21 protein-coding genes and 1 tRNA gene are annotated in these 24,695 nt (G+C 51.9%); 10 read left to right on the forward strand and 12 right to left on the reverse strand.

Features of this window, described 5'->3' with window-relative positions; translation table 11 throughout:
• The 10 genes from D5S03_RS00505 to D5S03_RS00550 form a co-directional block, all read left to right on the forward strand.
• A partial coding sequence (locus D5S03_RS00505) for a YcjX family protein (protein WP_287042375.1) occupies positions 1-849 on the forward strand: 849 nt, incomplete at its 5' end.
• A 383-nt stretch (positions 850-1,232) separates the two neighbouring features.
• The gene (locus D5S03_RS00510; RefSeq protein ID WP_287042376.1) at positions 1,233-1,808 is read left to right on the forward strand and encodes a flavodoxin family protein; all 576 of its coding nucleotides are present in this window, start codon (positions 1,233-1,235) and stop codon (positions 1,806-1,808) included.
• A 119-nt stretch (positions 1,809-1,927) separates the two neighbouring features.
• Complete coding sequence (locus D5S03_RS00515) at positions 1,928-3,022, forward strand: AI-2E family transporter (protein WP_008871598.1); 1,095 nt, start codon at positions 1,928-1,930, stop codon at positions 3,020-3,022.
• A gap of 439 nt (positions 3,023-3,461) precedes the next feature.
• Complete coding sequence (hslV, locus tag D5S03_RS00520) at positions 3,462-3,998, forward strand: ATP-dependent protease subunit HslV (protein ID WP_008871597.1); 537 nt, start codon at positions 3,462-3,464, stop codon at positions 3,996-3,998.
• 15 nt (positions 3,999-4,013) lie between these two features.
• Positions 4,014-5,423, forward strand: coding sequence for an ATP-dependent protease ATPase subunit HslU (gene hslU / locus D5S03_RS00525; protein WP_008871596.1), 1,410 nt, complete (start codon positions 4,014-4,016; stop codon positions 5,421-5,423).
• 387 nt (positions 5,424-5,810) lie between these two features.
• On the forward strand, positions 5,811-6,689 hold the full coding sequence (argB, locus tag D5S03_RS00530; RefSeq protein WP_287042377.1) for an acetylglutamate kinase: 879 nt from the start codon (positions 5,811-5,813) through the stop codon (positions 6,687-6,689).
• Positions 6,690-6,751: 62 nt separating this feature from the next.
• Positions 6,752-8,359 (forward strand): dephospho-CoA kinase, encoded by a 1,608-nt coding sequence (coaE, locus tag D5S03_RS00535; protein ID WP_008871594.1) that lies wholly within the window; start codon positions 6,752-6,754, stop codon positions 8,357-8,359.
• Positions 8,356-9,072 (forward strand): rhomboid family intramembrane serine protease, encoded by a 717-nt coding sequence (locus D5S03_RS00540; RefSeq protein ID WP_008871593.1) that lies wholly within the window; start codon positions 8,356-8,358, stop codon positions 9,070-9,072. The genes coaE and D5S03_RS00540 overlap by 4 nt, the downstream gene beginning before the upstream one ends.
• Positions 9,073-9,152: 80 nt before the next feature.
• Complete coding sequence (locus tag D5S03_RS00545) at positions 9,153-9,911, forward strand: ABC transporter ATP-binding protein (protein WP_008871592.1); 759 nt, start codon at positions 9,153-9,155, stop codon at positions 9,909-9,911.
• Positions 9,899-11,080, forward strand: coding sequence for a SufB/SufD family protein (locus D5S03_RS00550; RefSeq protein ID WP_008871591.1), 1,182 nt, complete (start codon positions 9,899-9,901; stop codon positions 11,078-11,080). Before D5S03_RS00545 ends, D5S03_RS00550 begins: the two co-directional genes overlap by 13 nt.
• Positions 11,081-11,339: 259 nt before the next feature.
• Here D5S03_RS00550 and secF read toward each other — a convergent pair whose 3' ends face one another.
• From secF to D5S03_RS00610, 12 genes are all read right to left on the reverse strand, one after another.
• Complete coding sequence (gene secF, locus D5S03_RS00555; RefSeq protein ID WP_008871590.1) at positions 11,340-12,455, reverse strand: protein translocase subunit SecF; 1,116 nt, start codon at positions 12,453-12,455, stop codon at positions 11,340-11,342.
• 20 nt (positions 12,456-12,475) lie between these two features.
• A complete protein-coding gene (gene secD, locus D5S03_RS00560; protein WP_008871589.1) occupies positions 12,476-14,080 on the reverse strand; it encodes a protein translocase subunit SecD in 1,605 nt (534 codons plus the stop codon).
• A gap of 279 nt (positions 14,081-14,359) precedes the next feature.
• Positions 14,360-14,698: a preprotein translocase subunit YajC gene (gene yajC / locus D5S03_RS00565; RefSeq protein WP_008871588.1), complete on the reverse strand. Its 339-nt coding sequence runs from the start codon at positions 14,696-14,698 to the stop codon at positions 14,360-14,362.
• Between the two features lie 498 nt (positions 14,699-15,196).
• Positions 15,197-16,609, reverse strand: a complete 1,413-nt coding sequence (locus tag D5S03_RS00570) for a M48 family metalloprotease (protein ID WP_008871587.1) — start codon at positions 16,607-16,609, stop codon at positions 15,197-15,199.
• Between the two features lie 70 nt (positions 16,610-16,679).
• Positions 16,680-17,927 (reverse strand): transcription termination factor Rho, encoded by a 1,248-nt coding sequence (gene rho, locus D5S03_RS00575; protein ID WP_008871586.1) that lies wholly within the window; start codon positions 17,925-17,927, stop codon positions 16,680-16,682.
• Positions 17,928-18,800: 873 nt separating this feature from the next.
• Positions 18,801-19,334 carry a CarD family transcriptional regulator gene (locus D5S03_RS00580; RefSeq protein ID WP_008871585.1) on the reverse strand — a complete coding sequence of 178 codons (534 nt, stop codon included), beginning with the start codon at positions 19,332-19,334 and terminating at the stop codon, positions 18,801-18,803.
• Positions 19,335-19,561: 227 nt separating this feature from the next.
• Positions 19,562-20,212, reverse strand: a complete 651-nt coding sequence (gene pth / locus D5S03_RS00585; protein WP_008871583.1) for an aminoacyl-tRNA hydrolase — start codon at positions 20,210-20,212, stop codon at positions 19,562-19,564.
• Between the two features lie 310 nt (positions 20,213-20,522).
• Positions 20,523-21,173, reverse strand: a complete 651-nt coding sequence (locus D5S03_RS00590; protein ID WP_008871582.1) for a 50S ribosomal protein L25 — start codon at positions 21,171-21,173, stop codon at positions 20,523-20,525.
• An 82-nt stretch (positions 21,174-21,255) separates the two neighbouring features.
• A complete protein-coding gene (locus D5S03_RS00595) occupies positions 21,256-22,203 on the reverse strand; it encodes a ribose-phosphate diphosphokinase (RefSeq protein ID WP_008871581.1) in 948 nt (315 codons plus the stop codon).
• An 18-nt stretch (positions 22,204-22,221) separates the two neighbouring features.
• A tRNA-Gln gene (locus D5S03_RS00600) sits at positions 22,222-22,296 on the reverse strand.
• Positions 22,297-23,166 carry a 4-(cytidine 5'-diphospho)-2-C-methyl-D-erythritol kinase gene (gene ispE / locus D5S03_RS00605; protein WP_040419412.1) on the reverse strand — a complete coding sequence of 290 codons (870 nt, stop codon included), beginning with the start codon at positions 23,164-23,166 and terminating at the stop codon, positions 22,297-22,299.
• Between the two features lie 63 nt (positions 23,167-23,229).
• Positions 23,230-24,648, reverse strand: coding sequence for a DegQ family serine endoprotease (locus D5S03_RS00610; RefSeq protein WP_008871579.1), 1,419 nt, complete (start codon positions 24,646-24,648; stop codon positions 23,230-23,232).
• Positions 24,649-24,695: the final 47 nt, after the last annotated feature.

Below are 24,695 nucleotides of genomic sequence, written 5' to 3' on the forward strand. Positions count from 1 at the left end.
CTGGACATACTTCTGTCTCTATACCGGGAGACCCTGGCCCGGCTTATCCTGGACTACAAGCCCCTTGTCACTCCCTCGGTCTTTTTACTGGACCAGCATGGCAGTACTGCTGAACCCGGCAGCGTGGAAGAGATTGCTTCCCGCAGGATTGCAGGCCTGGCTGAAAACCGCCAGTTTGCACCCCTGCCTGGAAATGCCCGCCGGGACAATCCGGAACTGGCCAGACAGTTGGCCGTGGAATATAAAATATACAGAAAGCAAATAGCCCTGCCGGTTTTTGACAAGATTTCCAGGGCCGGTTCACTTGTGGTCCTTGTGGATATACCGTCTCTGCTTGCCGGAGGGGTGGGGCGCTACAATGACAACCGCCAGATCCTGCTGGATCTCTTCGAGGTAATGAGACCCAGCTCTGATCTGGGGACGATGCTTTTGCGGTATCTGAAGTTCTGGCAGAAAAGCCTGAGCCGTGTTGCTTTTGTTGCAGCCAAGGCCGATCTGGTGCACCCCATGGACATTGAAAACAGACGTCTTATTGGTCTTTTGAAGATGATGACCGAAAGGGCCAGGAGGATGCTTCCTCATGTAGAAAGCCAGTGGTTTGTGTGCAGCGCCTGCCATTCGACATTCCCGGTAGAGGGTGTACGCAGGCTCAAGGGAAAAATCGCCAGGGACAACCCGGACAGGGAATTCAAGGAATACAGCGTGCCTGAGCTTCCCCGGTCCTGGCCGGAAAACTGGTCTCCAGGGGACTATCCCTTTTTCCGTGTCTATCCAGATGCCCCGGAAAACTATCTTATTCCTCCCAGACATACAGGTCTGGACCAGGTGTTTGAATTTATCTCCGGGTAGAAAAAGGGTAACCATTCAGGGGGTCCTCGATGTTGATAACTGGCAAAAGGCCTGGGGACTGTCCCGCACTTATTTTTTTCCTGATGAACCATTTTCAGCTTTTGGCGCTGGAAAAATAAGTGCGGGACTGTCCCCAGGCCGATTCCGGCACTGAATGGTTACGAAAAAGGTATGCTTTACGGTCCGGGCAGGAGATGCTCTGGTGCTTACCCCAGCCTTGATATTTTCTTTGATTGTTGCCAGTATCCTTACCTTTTCAGGGTACGTGAGTAAAAAGTTTTTTGCCGGCTGCCAGGGCCTCACCCGGGCTCGTTCCGGGATGGAACCTGCGAGCAGCTGGATAGTGGTTATTCATAAAAAAACAAGAGTTAGAGGAGAATGTTATGCATGTAGTGGCGTTTAACGGCAGTGCCCGCAAAGACGGCAACACAGCCGGACTTGTCCGGATGGTCTTAAATACCCTGGAGCAGGAAAACATCACCACCGAGCACATTCAACTGGGCGGCAGCCATATCCAGGGCTGTATCGCCTGTTCCAAATGTTTCAAGAACCAGGACAGGCATTGTTCCGTCAAAGACGACATGCTCAATCAGTACATCGACAAAATGCTGGAGGCGGACGGAATAATACTTGGTTCTCCCACTTATTTCGCCAATGTAAGTACCAATATCAAGTCCCTTATAGACCGTGCAGGCCTGGTGTCCAAAGCCAACGGCGATATGCTGGCCCGAAAGGTGGGGGCAGCTGTGGTGGCGGTACGCAGGTCCGGGGCTATTCACGTTTTCAACTCCATCAATCATTTTTTTCTGATAAACCAGATGATTATTCCCGGGTCCAGTTACTGGAATAATGGCCTTGGGCTGCACCCCGGGGAAGTGGAGAAAGACGATGAAGGCAGGCAGACCATGTACAACCTGGGTAAAAACATGGCCTGGCTGCTGGGCAGAATAAAAGATTAGCACGCATCGTTTGATGCAGCTGGTTGCATTCAGGGCGCGAACAGGTTAATGGTGCGAATTGGACGTGTTGCATGCGATATTTGTCCGGGTTTGATCCCCGTTTTTAAGGCCGGAAAAGAATGCACCTTATAGCAGAGTGGTTTAAACGACATTTTGGAAACCAGCAGGTTGTGATCCTGGTTGGTCTGCTCCTGTTTTTTTTCGGAGTCGTTTATTTTTTCGGCCAGATGCTTCTGCCTTTCTTCGCCGGCTTAGTTATTGCGTACCTTCTGGACGGTATGGTCAAGATGATGACCAAATACGGGATCCCCAGGCTGCTGGCGGTTATCCTGGTTTTTCTCGGGTTCATGCTCATTATGTTTTTCAGCTTTTTCTGGCTGGTGCCTATGCTCATCAAGCAGGTGACCCAGCTGGTGCAACAGCTGCCCTCAATGATCTCCGAGGCCCAGATGCACCTTCTGCAGCTGCCTGAAAGATATCCGCACCTGGTTTCCCAGGAACAGATTCAGGAGGTCATTTCTGCCCTGCGTACGGAAGTGGCCCAGCTGGGCCAGCAGATACTGAGTATTTCCGTGGCATCGGTGGTGGGGCTTATCACCATACTTGTGTATCTGATCATTGTCCCCCTGCTGGTTTTTTTCTTTCTAAAAGACAAGGAGATGCTTCTGGCCTGGTTTACGAGGTTCCTGCCCCGGGAACGCTCCCTGGCTGTTCAAGTCTGGGAAGACGTTAACCGCCAGATTTCCAACTATATCCGCGGCAAGACCTGGGAGATCATTATTGTCTGGGGGGCAACCTTTGCAGTGTTTTCTTTTTTCGGGCTGCAATATTCTGTTCTGCTGAGCCTTGCAGTAGGACTGTCCGTGCTTATTCCTTATATCGGGGCTGCGGTGGTCACGGTTCCCATTGCCCTGGTGGCTTATTTCCAATGGGGATTTGGTTCAGAATTTGTATGGATTCTAGTAGCTTATGCCATCATACAGGCCCTTGACGGCAATGTCCTTGCACCACTTCTTCTTGGCGAGGTGGTAAACATCCATCCAGTGGGGATTGTTGCGGCCATATTTGTTTTTGGAGGTCTCTGGGGTTTCTGGGGCGTTTTTTTCGCCATTCCTCTGGCAACCCTGGTCCAGGCTGTCATCCGGGCCTGGCCCAGGGCAGAGGATGTGAAAAAACAGGCCATTGAACCTCCGGGGGATCCCGGGCAGGTTTGAGCCTGCCGGGTTTAAAGAGGTCAGTAGTCAGAGATCAGAGATCAGAAGTCAGAGGTCCCCAGTGAAATCCCTTCGGGAACTCCAAGGAGTTATTTCACGGGGCAGGCAGTAAAGACAAAGAGTTATGTAGCTTATTGATTCCTGAATTGTAAGATTCACCATGATAATTGGTTTTATCGGGGTCGGTATCGAAATCGGTGTCGGTATCGAAGCTGTTGGGGAACGACCCACGCAACTTTGTTTTTCGGTTTTCTGTCGAACCTCTCCGAGCTGTAGACTCTCCGAGCCGGAAGCCGATACCGATCCCGACCCCGACACCGATGGCCAGAACAAGAGTACACACAAAATGTGCTGAACAGTTACCCTGAATTATTCATTTTTCGACTTTTTGCAGGTGCAGCTTTAAATATCATAAAAGGTTTTCATGGAGAACATACATATGACATTCGAAGGAACTACGATTCTGGCTGTTAAAAAAAACGGCCGGATCGCCATGGCTGGAGACGGTCAGGTGACCATGGGCCAGTCCATAGTCATGAAGCATACGGCCAGAAAAGTGCGTCGCATGTATAAGGACAGTGTCCTGGCCGGTTTTGCCGGAGCCACTGCAGATGCTTTCACCCTGTTTGAGCGGTTCGAGGCCAAACTGGAGGAATATCGCGGTAATCTTCTCCGGGCCAGTGTGGAGCTGGCCAAGGAATGGCGCATGGATAAGTATCTGCGGCGTCTGGAAGCCCTGCTTGTGGTGGCGGACAAGGAGAATGTCCTTATCATCAGCGGCACAGGTGATGTGATAGAGCCGGACGACGGCATAGCAGCCATTGGTTCCGGAGGTCCGTATGCCCTGGCTGCTTCCAGGGCCCTTGTGGACAATACCGAGCTGAGTGCTGAAGACATAGTCAATCAGGGCATGCAGATAGCAGCCCGGATATGTGTTTATACAAATAATAATATCGTCACGGAAAAAATCGATTAGAAAGGAATTAAGTTAATGAGCACAACACTCACGCCGAGAGAGATAGTACACGAACTGGACAGGTATATAATCGGCCAGCAGGATGCCAAGAACATGGTGGCCATCGCCCTGCGCAACAGGTGGCGCAGGCAGCAGCTGGACCCGGAACTGCGCGAGGAAATAGCCCCCAAGAATATAATCATGATCGGCCCCACCGGGGTGGGCAAGACCGAGGTGGCCAGGCGGCTGGCCAAGCTGGCCGGGTCTCCGTTTTTCAAGGTGGAGGCTTCAAAGTTTACAGAAGTGGGCTACGTAGGCCGCGATGTTGAATCCATGATCCGGGACCTTATGGAGATCGGGGTCAACCTGGTTCGTTCCGAGGAGCGCGAAAAGGTCCAGGCCAAGGCCGAGGCCAATGCCGAGGAAAGACTTCTGGATCTGCTTCTGCCGCCCAAAAAGGCCCCGGAAGGCCAGCAGGGGGGGCAGGGCCAGCAGCAGGTCGCTTTTCAACTGGAGTCCACAGGACAGGCCGGCGATGGCTATTCGCAGGACCAGCAGTCTCAGGCCGACGAAAACAGGACCCGGGAAAAGCTGCGCAAGCTCTGGCGTGACGGCCGGCTCAACGACCGCACCGTGGAGGTGGAGGTGCAGGCCGGTTCCAACGTGGAGATCATGTCCATGCCGGGTATGGAGGACATGGAGATGCAGTTCCGGGACATGTTCAGCCGTGTTTTTCCCAAGAAAAAGAAGACAAAGAAGGTAAAAGTAAAAAATGCTTACGAGATCCTGCTTCAGGAGGAGACCGAGCGACTGGTGGATATGGACAAGGTGACCGAGATAGCCAAGGATCGCGTGGAGCAAAGCGGGATCATATTTATCGACGAAATAGACAAGGTATGCGCCAGCGACAAATCCTCCAAAGCGGACGTGTCCAGGGAGGGAGTCCAGAGAGACCTTTTGCCGGTGGTGGAAGGATGCGTGGTCAACACCAAGTACGGCATGGTCAGAAGCGATCATATACTCTTTATCGCCGCCGGGGCATTTCATTACGCCAAGCCCTCGGACCTGGTTCCGGAACTGCAGGGCAGATTTCCCCTGCGCGTAGAGCTTTCCGCCCTTACCGGCGAAGACTTTTACCGTATTCTCACTGAGCCCCAGAACGCCCTCACCAGGCAGTACAGGGCCCTCCTGGAGACCGAAGGCATTAGTCTGGAATTCGATAACCAGGCTCTTGAAGAGCTGTCCTCCTTCGCCCAGAAAGTCAACGATGAAACTGAGAATATCGGGGCCAGACGTCTGTACACCATCATGGAAAAGCTTCTGCAGGATCTGTCCTTTAAGGCCCCGGAACTGGCCGGTCAAAAGATTACCGTGGACAAGGAATATGTCCGGGAGCAGCTAAAAGATGTGCAGGAAGACCGGGACCTGACCAGGTATATACTCTAGTCCTGGGCGGTATCCCAGAGATAAAAATATGTTAACTGTTCGCCATAATGATAATGAGTTCCAGTGATCCGGAAATTCGGCAAACAGGACGTAAAAACTCACTCCAAGGAAGCGTAAATCAAAACCTATACACGAGTTTAATAGTCAGGATATATCCTATAAGATGCTTTGAATCAAATTCGGCGTTGAACGGTTTTGATTAACGCTTCCTACGTCGTTCAGATCCCGCACTTACTTTCTGGCAAATCTTGCTCTGAAAATTGGTTGGACATAGAAAAGTAAGTGCGGGACCCAGTTTGCCGAACCCCCGGACCCTGGCTTTTCGTCCGCAGGTGCTGAGTAGTTACAAAAATATGGCCCGGCGTGCATACCGGATACAGGAGCAGCATGGAAAGCGAAGCCAATAAGGCCAAAATTCTGCTTGAGGCCCTACCATACATCAGGGAGTTCTACGGTGAAACCGTTGTGGTCAAGTATGGCGGTCACGCCATGATCGATGCCAACCTCAAAAAAAGTTTCGCCCTGAACATTATCCTGCTCAAGTATATCGGCTTGAATCCAATCATTGTCCATGGCGGCGGACCCCAGATAGGCAGTATGCTGGAACAGCTCAAAATAGACTGCCAGTTCCGGGAAGGCCTGAGGATAACCGACCAGGCCACCATGGACGTGGTGGAAATGGTCCTGGTGGGAAAAGTGAACAAGGAGATCGTCAGCCTGATCAATCAGTGCGGTGGCAGGTCGGTGGGCCTGTCCGGCAAGGATGGCCCTACCATAATGGCCCGCAAAATGGAGATGGTCATAAACCGCAAGGACGCTCCACCGGAGATCATCGATCTGGGCAAGGTGGGGGAAGTGGTAAATATAAACACCGGTCTTATTCAAGCGGTGCAGGCCAGGGGTTTTATTCCCATCATTGCTCCCGTGGGAGTGGATGAAGAAGGGGAGACGTACAATATAAATGCCGATTCGGTGGCAGGGGCCATGGCCTCGGCCCTGAAGGCCAAAAAGCTCATACTTCTGACCGATGTAGCCGGTGTGCAGGATCCTTCCGGGGAGATTATCTCCAGCCTTACCCGCAGGCAGGCGGCCCAGGTGATGGAGTCGGGAGTGGTGGCCGGGGGCATGATCCCCAAGCTCAAGTGCTGCATGGAATGCGTGGAAGAAGGAGTGCAGAAGGCGCATATAATAGACGGCCGGGTGGAGAATTCCATCATCCTGGAGATTTTTACCAGGGGCGGTATCGGCACAGAGGTTGTGCTTTAGTTTGAAAAATAGACCCGGGAATATTTCAGCAAAGGGCGATATTTTCTGTCAGGAGCCGTTAGTTGGGTGAAGAGCTTTTGTTTACGGTTCAGGAGTCCCAGGCCGGGTCCAGGCTGGACCGGCTGGTGATGCAGAATATTCCCCGACCCGCTCCTTCCAGGTCCAGGGTGCAGGACTGGATCAGAAAGGGTAATATCCTTCTTGACGGTACTGTCTGCCTGAAGCCGGCGCATAAGCTTAGTGCAGGCCAAACAGTCCAGGTTCTTGCCCGGGAGGAAAATGAAGATCTTGAGCCTGTAGCCGGAAAGCTGGACATTGTATACATGGACCGGGAGATGGTAGTTTTAAATAAACCTGCAGGCCTGAGCGTACACCCTTCCTCCTCGGACCCCGCTCCCACTCTGGTGCATTACCTGCTTTATGCCTGCCCAGGACTGCGGCTCATGACGGACAGACAAAGGCCCGGTATAGTGCACAGGCTGGACAAGGATACAACCGGACTCATGGTGGCGGCCCTGAACCAGGAGGCCAAAGAAGACCTTGCCGGGCAGTTTGCCGGACGCCGCGTGCATAAAACTTATCTGGCCCTGGTCTGCGGGGCCTTGAAACAGGATGAAGGCATAATCAATGTTCCCCTGGCCAGAGACCAGCAGAGCAGGGCCAGGGTGGCACCAAGCAGAGAAGGACGCAGCGCAAGAACAGCCTATAAAGTGCTGAAGCGTGATCCCAGTGGGCTTTGGAGTCTTGTGCAAGTGCAGATATTTACGGGACGCACGCACCAGATCCGGGTTCATTTTTCCCATTTGAACCATCCCGTGCTTGGGGACAGGATTTACGGCGGCACAGATTGGGACAGGTTTGGCTGGAAAAAAAGGTTTCTTTCCAGGCTGGCTAAAAGGCAGTTGCTGCATTCATCGTGCCTGGGGATCATGCATCCTGTAAGCCGACAATGGCTGGAATTTATCAGCAGGCCTCCCCGGGATTTCATACGCACCCTGCTGTGGCTTGTCAGGAAGTGTCAGAAAGTAGTCGTTACAGGGTCTGCGGGATGCGGTAAAAGCAGTGTGCTGGAATATTTCAGAAGTCTGGGTTTTCCTGTCTTCAGCGCGGACAAATGCGTTGATGATCTGTATCAGCCAGGCAGCGACGGATGGCTTATACTCAGGAAACGTTTCGGTTACCGTTTTACTCCACAGGATGACCAGCCGGTGGACAAAAAAAAGCTGCTTGCAGCAGTTATGCAGGACTCTGGGCTCATGGATGAGATTGCACACCTGATTCACCCACTGGTGGGACACAGGCTTGAAGAGTTCTGGGAGAAACACGCGGATAAGCGTCTGGCCCTGGCTGAAATTCCCCTGTGGTTCGAATCCGGCATGGCCGGAGACCGTGACTGCCTGAGTGTAGGGGTGTTCTGCCCGGATTTTCTGCGCAGAAACAGGGTCTGTTCCAGCAGGGGGTGGAGCCCGGATGTTTTTGAGAGCCTGGATGCCATGCAGTTTTCACAGCCGGAAAAAATTAAGCGCTGCCAGATGGTGGTGGACAACAGCCGGGATTTTCAAGGGCTGATGGATCAGGTGACGGCACTGCAAAGGCTTTTAACGGGGCTTCGAAGAAAAAAAGCCGGCGTGGATTATAACCATTTTAAAAATATGGCCTGCAATCCTTGATACCGTTAAAAGACAGTATTCCCAATGTGTACAGGCCTTACATGGTCATGGGCCTTATCGGGATAAACGCCCTGGTTTTTTTGTACACAGTAAGCCTTGGCCCGGAAGGGATGAACAGGATTTTTCATCTCTACGGCCTGGTTCCGGCCAGATTCACCCAGCCAGAATGGGCCGCCTGGATGGGTTATCCAGAGGCAGGATTCTACACGGCGATAACCTATATGTTCCTGCACGGGGGATTCTGGCATTTTCTCATAAACAGCTGGATGCTTTGGATATTTGCTGTAAACATCGAGGATGTCATGGGCTCCTTGAGGTTTCTGCTCTTTTACCTGGTGTGCGGGGTGGCGGCCCTGGGTACACACATCATCTTCAACCTGACCTCGCCAATACCTGTAGTGGGAGCATCCGGCGCAGTGGCAGGGGTGATGGGGGCATATTTTCTGCTTTATCCCCACTCCTGGGTGCTCACCTTTATACCCCCTGTTTTTGTGTTCCGGATTCCGGCGGTGATTTTTCTGGGGATATGGTTTATTATCCAGATAATGTCCGCCATCGGGGCGGGTATTTTTTCCTCCGGGTCAGGAGTGGCCTGGTGGGCCCATGCAGGAGGCTTTCTGGCCGGAATGATTTTGCTGCCTCTTTTCAAAGATAATAAAAGGTGTTATTATTGTTATCAGGCTCAGAAAAAGGATGAATTTTTTCTGGAGTAGCTGTAGCCTGCGCAGAATTTTTCCATATCCAGGCTGACTTAACATCATTGAACAATGTAATTATACACTAAGGAGTGGTCATGCTTACCATTGAAGATCTGTTCGTCAAGGTCGGGGGCAGGGAGATCCTCAAGGGGATAAACCTGCAGATAAGCGATGGAGAGAACTTTATACTTTTCGGTCCCAACGGGTCCGGCAAGACCTCCCTGCTTATGACTCTCATGGGTTTTGACGGCTATGAAATCGTGAAAGGCAGAATTTACTACAATGACCAGGATATCACCCACATGCCTGCTTATGATCGTGCAAGACTGGGTATCGGCATGTCCTTTCAGCGTCCTCCCACGATTCACGGACTCAAGACCAGGGATATGGTCAAGCTGTGTGCCGGGGGCAGGGAGGTTGACGTGGACGAAATGGCCAAGGAGGTCAATTTTACAGAGCTTCTTGACAGGGATATCAATGCAGGATTTTCAGGGGGGGAGATAAAAAGGTCGGAGCTCTTGCAGCTCATGGCTCAGGATCCCGGGCTGGTCCTTTTTGACGAGCCGGAGTCAGGTGTTGATCTGGAAAACATGAACCTTATCGGCAAGGTCATAAGAGGGATTCTGGACGGTCCTCTTGAGCCCAGAAACGGTATTTCCATGAAAGAGCTCAAATCCAGACATCAGACATCCGGGCTGATTATAACCCATACCGGATACATACTGGATTACATCAATGCGGACAGGGGGCAGGTGCTTTACGAAGGAAAGCTGTGCTGCACTGCAAGGCCCAGAGATATTCTGGATCATATCAGCAAATACGGATATAAGGAGTGTGTAAGATGTCTCAACTAAACGAAAGTGAAACGCCCCGGGTGGATCTGGGCAGGTACAGTTTTGACCAGCAGGAACAGCCGGCCCTCAAAGATCTGCGGCAGCTGAGCGAAGCAGACCGTAAACAGCTGCTCATGGCCGGCGTGGATACTTCAGAGGCCCAGAGAAGCGGCTCATATCTGCATGTCAACCATTCCAAGGTGCATTGCAGTTCATGCCAGAAAGGTGTTGAGATCCTGGATATAAAGGAGGCTCTGGACAAGTATGACGGCCTGCCTGAGTATTACTGGCAGGCCGTGGACAAGGATAAGGACGAGTTTACCCGGGCCGCCGCGGAAAAGGTGCACGGAGGTTACTTCATCAGGACTGAAAAGGGGGCCAAAATAACAGATCCGGTCCAGTCCTGCCTTTTCATTAAGGGTGAGAATGTGGGCCAGAATGTACACAATATAATTATTGTGGAAGAAGACTCGGAACTGCATGTCATAACAGGCTGCACCACTTCGGCAGATGTGACCTCGGCCCTGCACCTGGGCATCTCCGAGATCTATATCAAGAAGGGCGGCAAGCTCACCTTTACCATGGTGCACAACTGGGGCAGCGAGGTCATGGTCCGGCCCCGCACCGTGGCCATAGTCCAGGAAGACGGGGTTTTCGCCAGCAATTATATACTGCTGCGCCCGGTGAGGTCTGTACAGTCCTTTCCAGCGGTGTTTCTAAACGGAGAAAGGGCCGTGGCCAGCTTTAACTCCATTCTCGTAGCCCCAAAAGGATCCTATATTGATTCCGGCAACAAGATAGTGCTCAATGCCCCCGATACCAGGGGAGAGATAATATCCAGAACCATCACCACCGGAGGGACCATAATCGCTCCCGGGATCATAGAGGGCAATACCGCCCCTGCCAAGGGTCACCTGGAATGCAAGGGCCTTGTTTTGTCTGAGGGTATTATTCACGCCATTCCAGAATTAAAGGCCACGGTTCCAGGTGTAGAGCTCTCCCATGAGGCAGCCGTGGGCAAGATTGCCCAGGAAGAAATCGAGTATCTCATGGCCCGGGGGCTGGACGAGGAGCAGGCGACTTCAACCATTGTACGCGGTTTCATGAATGTGGATATCATGGGTCTGCCGGCGGAGCTGCAGGCCAGCATAGAGGAAATAATCGACGAGACAGAAAAGGATATGTTTTAAATATTGATTGATAGATTGAGGGATTTGATATTGAGGGATTCAGGGATTAAAGAATTGACGGCTCAGCACTGCAGAGGCAGGAAAGAGCAGCAAATACTTTCTTAAAAAAAGGCTCCGGGAACTAAAAAATTCCGGAGCCTTTTGGATTAGAGCGTGTGAACCTGGGCCTTATCTAACCCTTTAATCCATAATTCACAATCTTTGAATTCCTCAATCCCTCAATTCCTGAATCCCAGAATCCCAATCCATAATTCTTGAATCATCTGCCTTTTTTCTGAGCCCGCATATCCATCCTGGCCTTGACGTCAATTACTTCTTCCTTTTCGTCCTCTCCCGGGATTTCCGGTCTCAGTTTCAGGAGAATGGAACTGGCCACGAATACAGAAGAGAATGTTCCCACCAGAACACCTACCAGCAGGGCAAAGGCAAAATCGTGGATTATGCCCCCGCCCAGGATGAGCAGGGACAGAATTACCATAAGTGTAGTTCCGGAGGTGACAATGGTCCGGCTCAGGGTCTGGTTCAGGCTTGTATTGATGGTCTGAGTCAAAGACTCGCTTATTTTCTTGCGCATGTTTTCCCGGATGCGGTCATAAATGACAATGGTATCGTTCAGGGAATAGCCGATAATGGTCAGCAGGGCGGCCACTATGCTCAGGTCGAATTCCTTGTTTAGAAGCGAGAAAATTCCCACAGTAATGAGTACGTCATGTATCAGGGCCAGTACCGCCCCCAGGGCAAAGCTCAGCTTTAAATACCATGTGAACATGATTGATATCAAAAGGGCGGCCAGGATGAGAAAGACCAGGGGGGCCCCCAGGATTTTCAGCAGATACACCCCAAGTCCCAGGCCTGCAGCCATGAACCCGGCAATAAACCACTTGTGCTCAAAGCGACCGGATATATAAATGGATATGAGCAGTACGGCAAAGAAAAGAGCCTGCAGCGCATTTTCCCGGAGCTCCTCGCCCACCCTGGGACCGACCATTTCCAGCCTCTGAAAAGTGAACTCGTCCTCCTGAAATTCTGCCTGCAGGGCCTGGCGTGTCTGCTCCCGTACATCACTGGTGGTCAAGCCCTCGGCTGAACTGCGCACCAGGTATTCATTGTCTCCGCGGTCCCCGAATGTCTGCAGGGACATGCCCGGGAGCTGGGCCTCCTGCAACAGGGATTCGAGCTTGCCCATTTCCACTTCTGATTCAAACTGGATCTGGAGAATCACCCCGCCTGCAAAGTCTATGCCGTATCTCGGCCCCCCTTTGACCAGAAGCGAAGCAAGTCCCAGAAACAAAAGGACCAAAGATATTGTCAGGGCAATCTTTCTTTTGCCCATGAAGTCAAAGCTGGTATCCGGTCTGATTATCTGAAAACCCATTATGGTTCTGCCTTGAAGGGTTAGATGTTAAGTGCTGTCTGTGGTTTGCGGCTGGCGATCCAGATATCGAAGATCACCCTGGATACAAATATGGCCGTAAACATTGAGGCCAGTATCCCCAGGGTCAGGGTCACGGCAAATCCACGGACCGGCCCGGTGCCGAACTGGTAAAGGATCATGGCGGCGATGACTGTGGTCACATTGGCGTCCAGAATGGTCAGAGTGGCCCGGTTGTAACCCTCCTGCACAGCTGCCCTGGGAGACAGCCCCCGCCTTAGCTCCTCCCTTATGCGCTCAAATATGAGCACATTGGCGTCTACAGCAATGCCTATGGTCAGGATTATGCCGGCTATTCCCGGCAGGGTCAGGGTGGCCCCGAATCCGGCAAGACCGGCAAGTATGAGGATTATATTCAAAGCCAGGACTGTATTGGCCACAACACCGGCGAAGCCGTAGTAAAAGATTATAAAGGCCACCACTAAGGCGCCTCCGATGAGGGCTGAGTTGACCCCGCGCTCAATGGATTCCTGGCCCAGAGAAGGCCCCACTGTTCTTTCTTCCATGATATGCACCGGAGCAGGCAGCGCCCCTGCCCTCAAGACGACAGAGAGGTCATGGGCCTCCTGCACGGTGAACTGGCCGGTGATGCTTGCTCTGCCGCCTGAAATTCTCTCCTGGATAACCGGAGTGGAATATACTTCTCCGTCCAGGACTATGGCCAGCCTTTCCTGGATGTTCTCCCCGGTGATCCTTTCAAATATGCTGGCCCCCCGGGAGTCGAAGGTCAAAGAGACGTAAGGGTTGTTGCGCTCGTCAAAGGCTGTGTGGGCGTTGGTGATATGTTCCCCGCTCATGAGGGTGTCGTCCTTGAGCACAATGGGCTGCTTGCTCTCAGTGTCGTCGGGGCCTTCTGTCACCTGGTAGTAAAGCCTGCTTCCAGGCGGAACAACACCGTCTTCCTCTGCCCTGCGCACATCAGCATCCTCGTCAACCAGCTTGAACTCCAGGTGGGCGGTCTGGCCGACGATTTCTATGGCCCTGTCGGGATCATCCATGCCGGGAAGCTGGACCTGAACACGGTTTTCCTCCTGCTTCCGGATATCCGGTTCGGCCAGGCCGAACTGGTCGATGCGGTTGCGGATGGTTTTCACCGCCTGGTCCATGGTCATTTCATGCATCTCGTCTTTGAGTTCCGGGACATAATCCATGATGTAGCGTATCCTGTCGTCCTCAAGGGCCTCTGTATCCACTATCTGCAGGTTGGGATGCCTGTCCGAGAGCAGTTGCTCCAGCTCTCCCTGCTGCTCACTGCGAAGCAGGGTGAACTCCAGCTTTGTATCCTCGTTCACCGAGGGCCTTAGAACATGGATCTGATTTTCTCTGGCATCGTCACGGATATCGAGTCCGGCCTGGGAAAGAGATCTTTCCATGGCTTTTTCGACCTCAACGTTGAGCAGGAGATGGATTCCGCCCTGCAGGTCCAGGCCCAGGTTCAGCTGCCTGTCCGGAAGGTACTCACCGATCCTGGAATCCTTAACCTTAGAAAAAGTGGGCAGAAAAAAAGCCAGGCTGACGAGCAGCACCAGTAGTATGATGGGGATTTTCCAACGCAGGTTGGCCTTCATTAGTAAATGTCCTGAAGTTAGTTTTTTTGTTGTAACTATTCACCATGGCAATGCTTTTGTCAGGTCCGGGATCGGGATGGGAAACGAAACGTCTAAGGGGCACTTCCCGCATGACCTGGCCATTCGTTTTCCATTTCAACCCTCTTCCGAACTGCAGGCTCTCCGAGCCGGAAGCCGATGCCGAACCCGACTCCCAATTTTTAGAATAAGAGTAGACGCAGGGTATGCTGAATAGTTGCTTTTTGTTCTCAGCAGACCAGGCCCTCCAACGGTCCCGGTCTACTCTCTTTTGACTGCGTCCTGGTTCGGATCTGCCAGTCCGGCAATATAATTGCGGTTGGCCTTTATTGTGGTTTTGTCGCCAACCTCCAGGGTGAGCACATCGTTTTGAATGTCCGAGATGCGCGCATACACTCCCCCATTGGTGAGAACGTTGTCCCCCCTTTTGAGGTTGGCCAAGACATTGCGGTGTTCCTTGGCCTTTTTCTGCTGAGGACGGATCAGCAGAAAATAGAAAATGGCAAACATTAGTATAAGTGGTACAAAGGCTGCCAGGGGGTTGCCTGCCCCGCCTTCCGGGTCGGCCCCCATGGCAAAGATCATGGTTTCCAATAACATGTGTCTCCTCCTGAGTATGAGTTACTGTTGTTTAAGGGAAAAATTCTCACAGCCTGACTATGCAACCGGTGCAGCAGCTTAAAGTTGGCGAACGTAGCCTAAAAAGCCGTAATTGTCTATGGTTGTAAACGAAGGTACTGCGGTCGATGAGTTTACAGGCAGACAGTTGGAAGCAGACTGTAAGCCGGTTTTGGCAAAATAGTATCTGTTTAACGCTTTGCATGTGGCATGGAAACTGGCTCTCCCCGCACTTATTTTTAAAATTCCGTCAAACATCCTTCAGAAAAATAAGTGCGGGGGTGCCTGTCCGCTGCTTTCCTTAAAAGCGCTGACATGATTGAGCTGGTAAACCGACGGCAAAGAGAACTATTATTCTGCAGTAAGCTTTCAGGATCAAGAGGGTGTAACTGCAAGAAATCACAGAATTAAATAAAAAATAAGCCCTGTTTGCTGGTCAGTCAACTGCTTAATTATTCTGTACTTTGTATTCAAAAAACCTCATGAGGTTTTTTTCCAGAACTGCACCCTCTGTTCATAAGCTTTTTCCAGTTCCTTGACCTTTTTCTCCTGTTCCGCGGTTTGGGCCGCCGCCCTGACCCTGTCCATATGAAAGTCTGCACGGCTCCTCTGGTTGTTGTAAATATGAGCATAGGCCATGTGGGTGTGGGCCATAAAATTGTCACCCTGCTCCCCGTAAGTGCGGGCCATGAATTCATGGACCCTGGAGTTTTCCGGCATTTTTTTCAGAGTTTCCCGGAAGTAGCTTATGGCTGTGTCAGTGTCGCCTTTCTCCGCCAGGACCCTGGCATAAAAAAGCAAGGCAAGGCTGTCGTCGGGATTGAGCATTGCCGCTTTCTGCAAAAGCTCTCCCGCCTTGTCCAGGCGGTCGTACTGAAAGTAAAACCGGCCGGCTTCCCTGAGAAAAAGGGGATCCTGGTCGCTTATGGACAGAAGTTTTTCAAAATTCTGCTCGGCATCCCGCACCCGGTTCATACGGCTGTTGGCTATGCCCATGCCCAGGTTGGCCAGGCATTCATGCTCTGATTGCTTGCGGAAGTGTTCCAGGGCCTTGGATGGGTCATCGTGCCTGGCCCGCAGCAGGGTCTGGACCCTGTAGAGCCTGGTGTTGTCGTCCTCGCGTTTTAGAAGTTCGTCATCAAGGCGCTCAATTCGGTTCCTGAGATAGCTGATGCGCTCATCAACGCCGGGATGGGTGCTCATGTAGGAGGGGATGTCTCCCCCGGAGAAGAACTGCAGACGCCTGATTTTCTGCATGGCGGAAACCATGCCCTTGGGATTGTAGCCGGCCTCGATAAGGTAGTTCATACCTACATGGTCAGCCTCGCGCTCGTCTTCCCGGGAATAACTTAGAAAGGCGCTTTGCGCCCCGGCCATGGAGCCCACCGCCATGGTTTCACCGGCTTCAGCGCCCACAAGTGCCCCGGCCAGTATGCCCAGCAGGGCGCCGGCGCTTATTTTCTGGGAACGTTCAATATTCCGGGCCACATGCCTCTGGGTAATATGGCCCAGTTCGTGGCTCATGATGGAGGCCAGTTCGGATTCGGTCTCCATTCTGGTGATCATGCCTGAAAAAAGTACCATATATCCGGCTACAGTGGCCATGGCATTGAGAGATCTGTCTTCAACCACGTCCACCTGCAACGGAAAAGGCTGGGGAGGCGCTGCTTTTTCCAGGCGGGAGGCAATGTCCTGAATGTAGCTGGTTATTTCCGGATCCTGGACCACATGGTAGTTGCTGCGGATAAGACTGTGTACCTTTGTCCCCAGTTCAGCCTCATCAGTGATGGTGAACTCGCTGAAAATAAAGGCTTTGGCCTGCGTAGCAGGTACCATCAAAGCCAGGATCAGAAAAAAACAAACAAAGGTCTTCAGGCGTTTTAGGGTCTGCATGGATTGTTCTTCTGCCCGGTCCCCAGGGCAGGACCGCGGTTTTTTCAGGGCACACGGCCCTGAGTGATGCCTACTTGTTCATCATGTCCAAAAACTCCCTGTTGCTTTTGGTTCCTTTCATCTTATCAAGCAGAAATTCCATGCTGTCAACACTGTTCATGGGGGCGAGCACTTTTCTCAGGATCCAGACCTTGTTGAGTACGTCCTCGGACAGAAGCAGGTCCTCCTTGCGAGTGCCTGAGCGGTTGATGTCTATGGCCGGGAATACCCTCTTGTCGGCCAGATGGCGGTCCAGGTATATCTCCATGTTGCCGGTGCCCTTGAATTCTTCGAAAATGACCTCGTCCATGCGTGAACCGGTGTCGATGAGGGCGGTGGCGATAATGGTCAGGCTGCCTCCTTCTTCGATGTTTCTGGCGGCTCCGAAAAACCTCTTGGGTCTTTGAAGGGCGTTGGAGTCCAGTCCGCCTGAAAGAACCCGGCCCGAGGAAGGGGTGATGGTGTTGTAGGCCCGGCCGAGCCTGGTTATGCTGTCCAGGAGAATTACCACGTCTTTTTTCCTCTCCACCAGTCTTTTGGCTTTTTCCAGGACCATTTCCGCCACCTGCACGTGCCTCTGCGGAGGTTCGTCAAAAGTGGAGCTGACCACCTCCGCATCGACAGTCCTTTCCATATCCGTTACTTCTTCGGGGCGCTCGTCTATGAGCAGGACAATCATGAAAACGTCCGGGTCGTTGGCATTGATTGAGTTGGCAATGGACTGCAGAAGCACTGTCTTTCCGGTACGCGGCGGAGCAACAATCAGTCCTCTTTGACCAGTGCCCACAGGGCTTAAAAGGTCCAGGACCCGGGAAGAAAGGTTTTCCGCACCGTTTTCCAGGACAAAGCGCTTGTCGGGGTAAATAGGGGTCAGGTTGTCAAACAGCACCAGGCTCTTGGATTCGGAAGGTTCTCCAAAGCCGACCTGGTTGACCCGAAGAAGGGCGAAGTAGCGCTCGCCTTCTTTTGGGGGACGGATCTGTCCGGAAACAACGTCTCCGGTGCGCAGCCCGAATTTGCGTATCTGGGATGGTGATACATAGATATCATCAGGCCCGGGCATATAGCTGTACATGGGTGAGCGCAGAAAGCCGAAGCCGTCAGGCAGAATTTCCAGAACGCCTTCGCCCGAAACTGTACCGTTTTGAGAGGCGCAGGACTGCAGAATGGCAAAAATAAGTTCCTGTTTGCGCATTCCGCTGGGATTTTCAATTTCGTACTCCTTGGACAGCTGCATCAGTTCTTTCATGGATTTGGTTTTAAGGTCCGATAGGTTCATGAACATCTTCTCCTGAAAAGATAATTAATAAGTAAAAAAGATAAAATAAATGAATCAATGTAACAGGTTAGCCATTTTCATGTAGCATGGGTGCTGTCCAGAACTTATTTTTCCATATCCAACAAGTAAAATTGTTCATCAGAAAAATAAGTGCGGAAAAGTCCCCTGCTTTCATTAAAAAAGGATAAACTGTTACGAAACAATGAACTTTATAGTCCGGCATGAACTCGCATTGCAGTGAAATCTAGCGCTGCGGATGCATGTTTTGCCGAATATGTTTGTTGATAATTCTGACACGCTTATAAAATTTATAGTAAGGGTATCAGGACATCCTGGTCTGGATGGATAAAAAGGGCAGAATAATAAAGATCAATGGTGCGCATGCATGGCCTGAAAAAGGGTATATTGGGCGGCAGCTGCACTTAACACGTAACAAATGTAAAAAAGAGATGTATACATCCTGCAGCAGGTTGTGACAGGATTCTACTTGCTGGATGCCGGCCGGTAAAATGCTTGATACAACGTTATTCAACGATTATCAACACAAAAATACAACTGGAAATGGCTGGCAGTGACCTGGTTCCGTGCATTTATTGTTTTCAATAAAATTAAGTACTTGTTTATAAAAAATAATTGTGGTGTGCCTGTCCTGAAGGCTGAAAAAGCGGCCTCTTCGGGGCAAAAGAGACTGCCCACGGAATACACGGAATTTCACGGAAGATGCGTTGCTTCGAAACTCTTTAAAAACTTCCTTGCCTTTCCGTGCCTGCCCCGTGTATTCTTCTTTAATACACTGGGATGTTCCGTGGGCAAAACCTCCTGGCTTTCTTTGAAAATGAAACAACACGTTGGTTTGAAATTTGTGCAAAGAGCCTAAATATCTTCCTGGTCATCATGTTCTTGGACTTCCGGACTCAGGATGTCTGCAAAAAGAGCCTCCACCCTGGACTTGGCCTCTTCCTGGTCTATGCTCAGGGCATAAGACAGCTCCATGGATATGAGCCCCATGGCCTGCTCCATCAATCTGCGCTCTCCAAAAGACAACTCTTTGTCCCTGCTGATGAGAAACAGCTCCTTAAGAACATAGGCGACATCCTGCAGGTCTTTGCTCTTGAGTTTGTCTGAATATTCCCGGTAACGCCTGTTCCAGTTCTGCCCGGAGTAGCCGGTGAAATCCGAGCGATCCTCCAGGAAGGATAGAATTTCCTGTCCCTGGCCCTTGCCGCTGACAGGTCTTAGACCCACGTTGTCAGCATTGTTTACCGGGACCATCAAGGTGACGTTGTTGCTGAGAATGCGTACTATGTACAGTACCGCCTTGGCTCCGCCCAGGTCCTGTTCTTCAATCTTTTCAACCCTTCCCACGCCCTGCGCGGGATAGACAACCAGTTCGCCAACTGAAAACACTTTAGGCCTCCTAAACCTGATTCGGTTCCATGCGATGCCTTGTATCTCCCGTAGCCGGATAATGATCCGGGCGGTAAAACAGGTCGCAGCCGGCAGGTCCATATTTTGGAATGAACAGGGGATTGGAAGTGGAACCCAGAGGTTCACGGCTGTAAAAGCCTCTTCTTCGCCTGTTGGAGTGATTGTAGCTCAAAGGGTTTAAATAGTCCATGAGTGATTTCAAATTTTTAAATATTGTGTGCCTGGTCGCCTCCAGGAGAATTTATGTGCTGAAGGGCAGGCTGTTTCCCGTGTGTGAATAAAAGGCGTAAGGCGGCTACGGATCTGTCCAGAGAGTCTTTCAGGTCATTCTGCTCTTCCGGAGTAAACTTCTGCAGCACATATTCAGAAAGAGAAATCTGGTCTTCAGGGCGACCAACGCCTATCCTCAGCCTGGCAAAATCCCTGGATCCAAGATGATCTGCTATGGAACGCAGGCCATTGTGTCCTGCAAGACCGCCGCCGAATTTGAGCTTGACCCTGCCCAGAGGGAGATCCACTTCATCATGCACAACCAGAATACTCTCCGCCAGGATGTTCAGCCGGTCCGCCACACGGGCCACGGCTTTTCCGCTTCGGTTCATGTAGGTCATGGGCTTGAGCAGATACCTTGCAGCCGGGTCCTCAGGCATGGTCCACTCCCAAAGGGTGAACTCATTTTTTTCATCAAGACAGCGGACATGCTCCCCTGGCTCCCACCGGGCAGAATCCATAGCGTGATCCAGGACCAGAAAGCCCATGTTGTGCCTGGTATTTCTGTAGCGGTTGCCAGGGTTGCCAAGCCCGGCTATCAGCCTTGGCCCGGTTATCCGGCCTGCTGGATTGTTCAGGTTGGGCATTGCGGTTTTAAAATCTCTTAGACCTTTCCCCAGGGTTCGATCTGCAGCAAACAGGTTTTTTACTCCCTGGACTGTACCCCTTTGAAGGGCGGTCCAGGGAGAGCACTTTTGCTTTGAAGCTTTGTTAGAAACACTTCAGAATGGAAGCCCCCGGTCAAGTCAAAGCCTTAGCCCTGCAGGTGCTGCAGAACGTACATGAATATGCAGGTCTTGAAATGGTATTTGCTGGTGTTTTTTTGGCTTGCCCTGCAAAAATGGCCGGGAAAATATCAGCAGGGCTCCCAGGGACAGGCTCGTCAGCTGGCCGGCTCTATTCTTCTGCAGCCTCTTCTTCAGAAGCCTCCCGGGCACCTTCTTCTTCCGAACCTTCTTCAGCCTCAGCCTCGGGTTCTTCCTGCATGGGCGGAACCAGACCGACAACGGCAAAGTTTTCCTCAAAGGTGACCTTGGCTCCGGCGGGCATTTTCAGGTCTTCAATGTAAATATTGTCCCCGATGTCCAGCTTTGAGACATCAATGGTCACCTGGGAGGGGATGTTGGCCGGAAGACAGGTCAGGTCCAGTGTCTGCCGGAATATGCGCATGATTCCGCCGTCTTCCGCCCCCTTGGGAGTGCCTTTGACCTCCACCGGTACGGCAATAGTGACTTCCTTGGTCAGGTCCACACCGTAGAAATCAACATGCATGTATACTTTCTTGTAGGGATGGCGGTCTATGGACCAGATGAGGCATGGCTTCCTGTGAGTCTCTCCGCTGTGGGTATATTCCAGTTCCACAACATTAGTGGTGCCCACCTGGTTCCAGGCCTTGTAGAAGGGGCCGTTTCTAACCTTCAAAGGCAGAGTCTCGCCGGAAGAGTCATAATAGACTCCGGGTACATAGTCGTTTTTGCGCAGTTTCCGGGCTGCAGATTTGCCTTTTTCGTTACGTACTTCGACTTTAAGATTGTAAAGTTCGGACATTTTTATTTTGCTCCTTGATGCAGATCCGGCCGTTTTTGCCTGCCGGTAAATTTTTAATTTGTAAGTGTTTAACGTCCGGTTATTAATGCGAAAAAAGAACGCTGACAGAAGACTCTGTGTGAATGTTGTGGATGGCCTTGGCTAAAAGGCTGGCCACGGAAATCACCTGGAACTTCCCGCTGGCCCTGGCTTTTTCGCTCAGGGGTATTGTGTCAGTGACCACTATTTCGGAAAAGTGGGACTGTTCCATCCTCTCGATGGCCGGTCCGGACAGTACCGGATGGGTGGCACAGGCAAGCACTTTGCTGGCTCCTTTTTCAGACAGCACCTTGGAGGCCTCCATCATGGTGCCCCCGGTGTCGATCATGTCGTCCAGGACTATGGCCACTTTGTCTTTGACATCGCCTATGACCCGCATGGCCTGGGCCGTATTGGGAGTGTCGCGGCGCTTGTCGATTATAGCCAGTTCCGCACCGATTCTCTTGGCGTAAGCCCTGGCTCTCTCTGTACCTCCTGCGTCGGGGGAGACCACAACAGCCTGATCCCCGAACTGCTTCAGGTAGGTCAAAAGTACTTCAGCAGCAAAAAGATTGTCCACCGGGATATTGAAAAAAGCCTGAATCTGCCCTGCGTGCAGGTCTATAGTCAAAATGCGGTTTACGCCGGAAACGGAGATGAAGTCGGCAACCAGTTTGGCGCTTATGGGAACCCTGGGGACGACCTTGCGGTCCTGACGGGCATATCCGTAATAGGGTATCACTGCAGTAACCCGGCCAACACTGGCCCTTTTGAGGGCGTCCAGCATGAGACAGAGCTCAAGAATATTGTGATTGACAGGGGCACATGTGGGTTGAACCACGAAAACGTCATCACCCCTGACATTGTCTCCGATTTCGACCCTGCTTTCTCCGTCGCTGAAAGTGCAGACCAGGGTAGGACTAAGCGTCATTCCCAGGTGGTCACATATTCCTCTGGCGAGTTCAGGGTTGGCGTTGCCGGTTATTATTTTCAGTTCCCTGTGTCCAGGCATGGACATGGTCCTTTTTGTTGGCTGGGGCGGAAGGATTCGAACCTCCGAATGACGGGACCAAAACCCGTTGCCTTACCGCTTGGCGACGCCCCATCAGTTGATTCTGGAATAGTAAAAGGAAACATTCTGACGGTCAAGGGTGTGGCAGGCCTGCGAAAGATACTTTCTTTCGCGGAAAAAGGCGCACAGGCTTGACCCCGAGCCGCTCAGAACACAGCCGCTTGCACCGGCCTGAAGCATTTGTGTCTTAATGCTTCCAAGCCCTGGATATTCAGCAAATACTGTTTTTTCAAAACAGTTGCTGAGAATTATCCGTTCAAAAGGCGATCTATTATCTGTTAAGGGTCCGGTTGTCAATACTGAGTCACCAGGTGGGCGGGAGTCCCTGGTTTTCTGGTCATGGGCCTGATAGGCCCTGGCCGTATCTATGCTTACTTCCGGGCAGATGACAAGCAAGTGCAGTCCATGCAGGCCTATATGCACCGGCGATACGATTTCTCCCTTGCCCGTGACCCGGGCTGGCCTGTTGTAAATGAAAAAGGGCACGTCCGCCCCCAGCTCTGAAGCCAGTTCAAAAAGTTTTTCCCTGGTAAGGGCGGTGGCCCTGTTTAAGCTGTTGAGAAAAAGCAGAAAAGAAGCCGCGTTGGAGCTGCCCCCGCCGAGTCCGGCCCCCACGGGAATGTTTTTGCTCAGGTAGACCTTGAGTCCGGGGCGAAATCCGGTTGCTGCGGCAAAAAGCTTATAGGTGTTCAAAAGGATATTGCTGCTTTTTTCCAGGCTCTTGGGGCAGGCGCGCAGGGAGATCCCGGAGCCGGGTACAAGAATGACATCGATATAATCCCCCGGCCTGGACAGGGGATAAAAAATGGAATCCAGATTATGGTATCCATCCCGGCGTTTGTCCAGTATTTTCAGGTAAAGATTTATCTTGCAGCCGGACTTTATGCTGTAGGTTTTGCTCATGGGCTTTATCTTTGCCGGCGGCATGTCCGGATGAACATGCCGCCTGTCATATGTTTTCAGGTGTTAATCCCTGAGCGGTATGGTCCTGAAGATATTCTGCCCCTGCCTGTTTACCAGCAGCATGAGCACCTGCTTGGGCTTGGCATCTTCTTCCAGGATGGTGAAGAAATCATTGGTACTGTCCACCCTCTGACCGTTGGCCTGCAGGATCAGATCTCCCGGGGCGATGTCTGCGCGGTGGGCCGGGGACCTTGGCTCAACTTCGGTTACAAGCAGGCCCTGGGGCTCGCTTAAGCCCAGCTGCTCAGCCTCTTCCTGTGAAGGGGAACGAAAAGACATCCCCAGGTCAGCCTTTTCGCTCTCCGGTTCCGGTTCGGGACGTTCAGCCAGGCCTTCCAGGTCTCTTTCCCCCAGGGTTACGGTGACATCTTTTTTCTCACCGTCTCTGTAGAATCCAACAGTGGCTTCAGAACCGGGGGCCAGTTGTCCAATTTTCCTGGTAAGGTCGGAAGAGTCTTCAACAGAGTCGCCGTTCAGGGAGACAATAACGTCACCGGCTTCCATGCCGGCTTCTTCAGCGGGATCGCCGGGAGTTACGCCGGCAACCAGGGCACCTCTGGCTTCCTCCAGGCCCAGGGCGTCAGCGATATCCTGGTCGACATTCTGGATGGTTACGCCCAGCCAGCCGCGGCTGACTTTCTGATCCGTCTTAAGCTGGCTGATGATGTCTTCAGCCATGGTGCTGGGTATGGCGAATCCGATTCCCTGTCCTGCGGCTACTATAGCCGTATTGATCCCTATTACCTCGCCCTGCATATTTAAAAGAGGTCCGCCGCTGTTGCCGGGATTGATGGAAGCATCGGTCTGGATGAAGTTGTCATAAGGGCCGGCACCTATTACCCGCCCCTTGGCGCTGATTATTCCTGCGGTAACAGTGTGATTGAGTCCAAAGGGGTTGCCTATGGCCACAACCCACTGCCCCACCTTCATGTCTTCGGAGTTGCCGAACTCCAGGGTGGGCAGTTCCATATCAGTATTGATCTTTATAAGGGCCAGGTCGGTCTCAGGGTCAGTACCGATTATCTCTGCTTCAAATGTTTTTTCTTCGTCTTCCAGTCTGAAGGTGGCCTTGATTTCCTCCGCCCCTTCAACCACGTGATTGTTGGTCACTACGTATCCGTCCTGGGAAATGATAAAGCCAGAGCCAAGGGAACGCTGCTCTCTGGGCTGACGCTCCCTTTCACCGAAAAATCTTTCGAACTGGTCAAAAAACTCCTCAAAAGGGTGCCCGCGATCCTGGAAACCGCGGAAAAAATCCCCCATCTCAGGCCTTTCTACTTTTTTCACAGTGCTTATGTTGACTACCGCCGGGCCTGCCTTTTCAGCCAGATCTGAAAATTCCGGCAGGGAAGCCCCTGCAATGCTGCCGGACCAAATAAAAAATAAAGTCAGCAATAAAAAGGTTTTGATATATAATCGCATTGTTCCTCCAAAAAATAGGTTTGCCGGTTTTTATAAAGTGTGTTCAC

The organism is Desulfonatronospira sp. MSAO_Bac3, assembly GCF_003838035.1.
Taxonomy (GTDB): domain Bacteria; phylum Desulfobacterota; class Desulfovibrionia; order Desulfovibrionales; family Desulfonatronovibrionaceae; genus Desulfonatronospira; species Desulfonatronospira thiodismutans.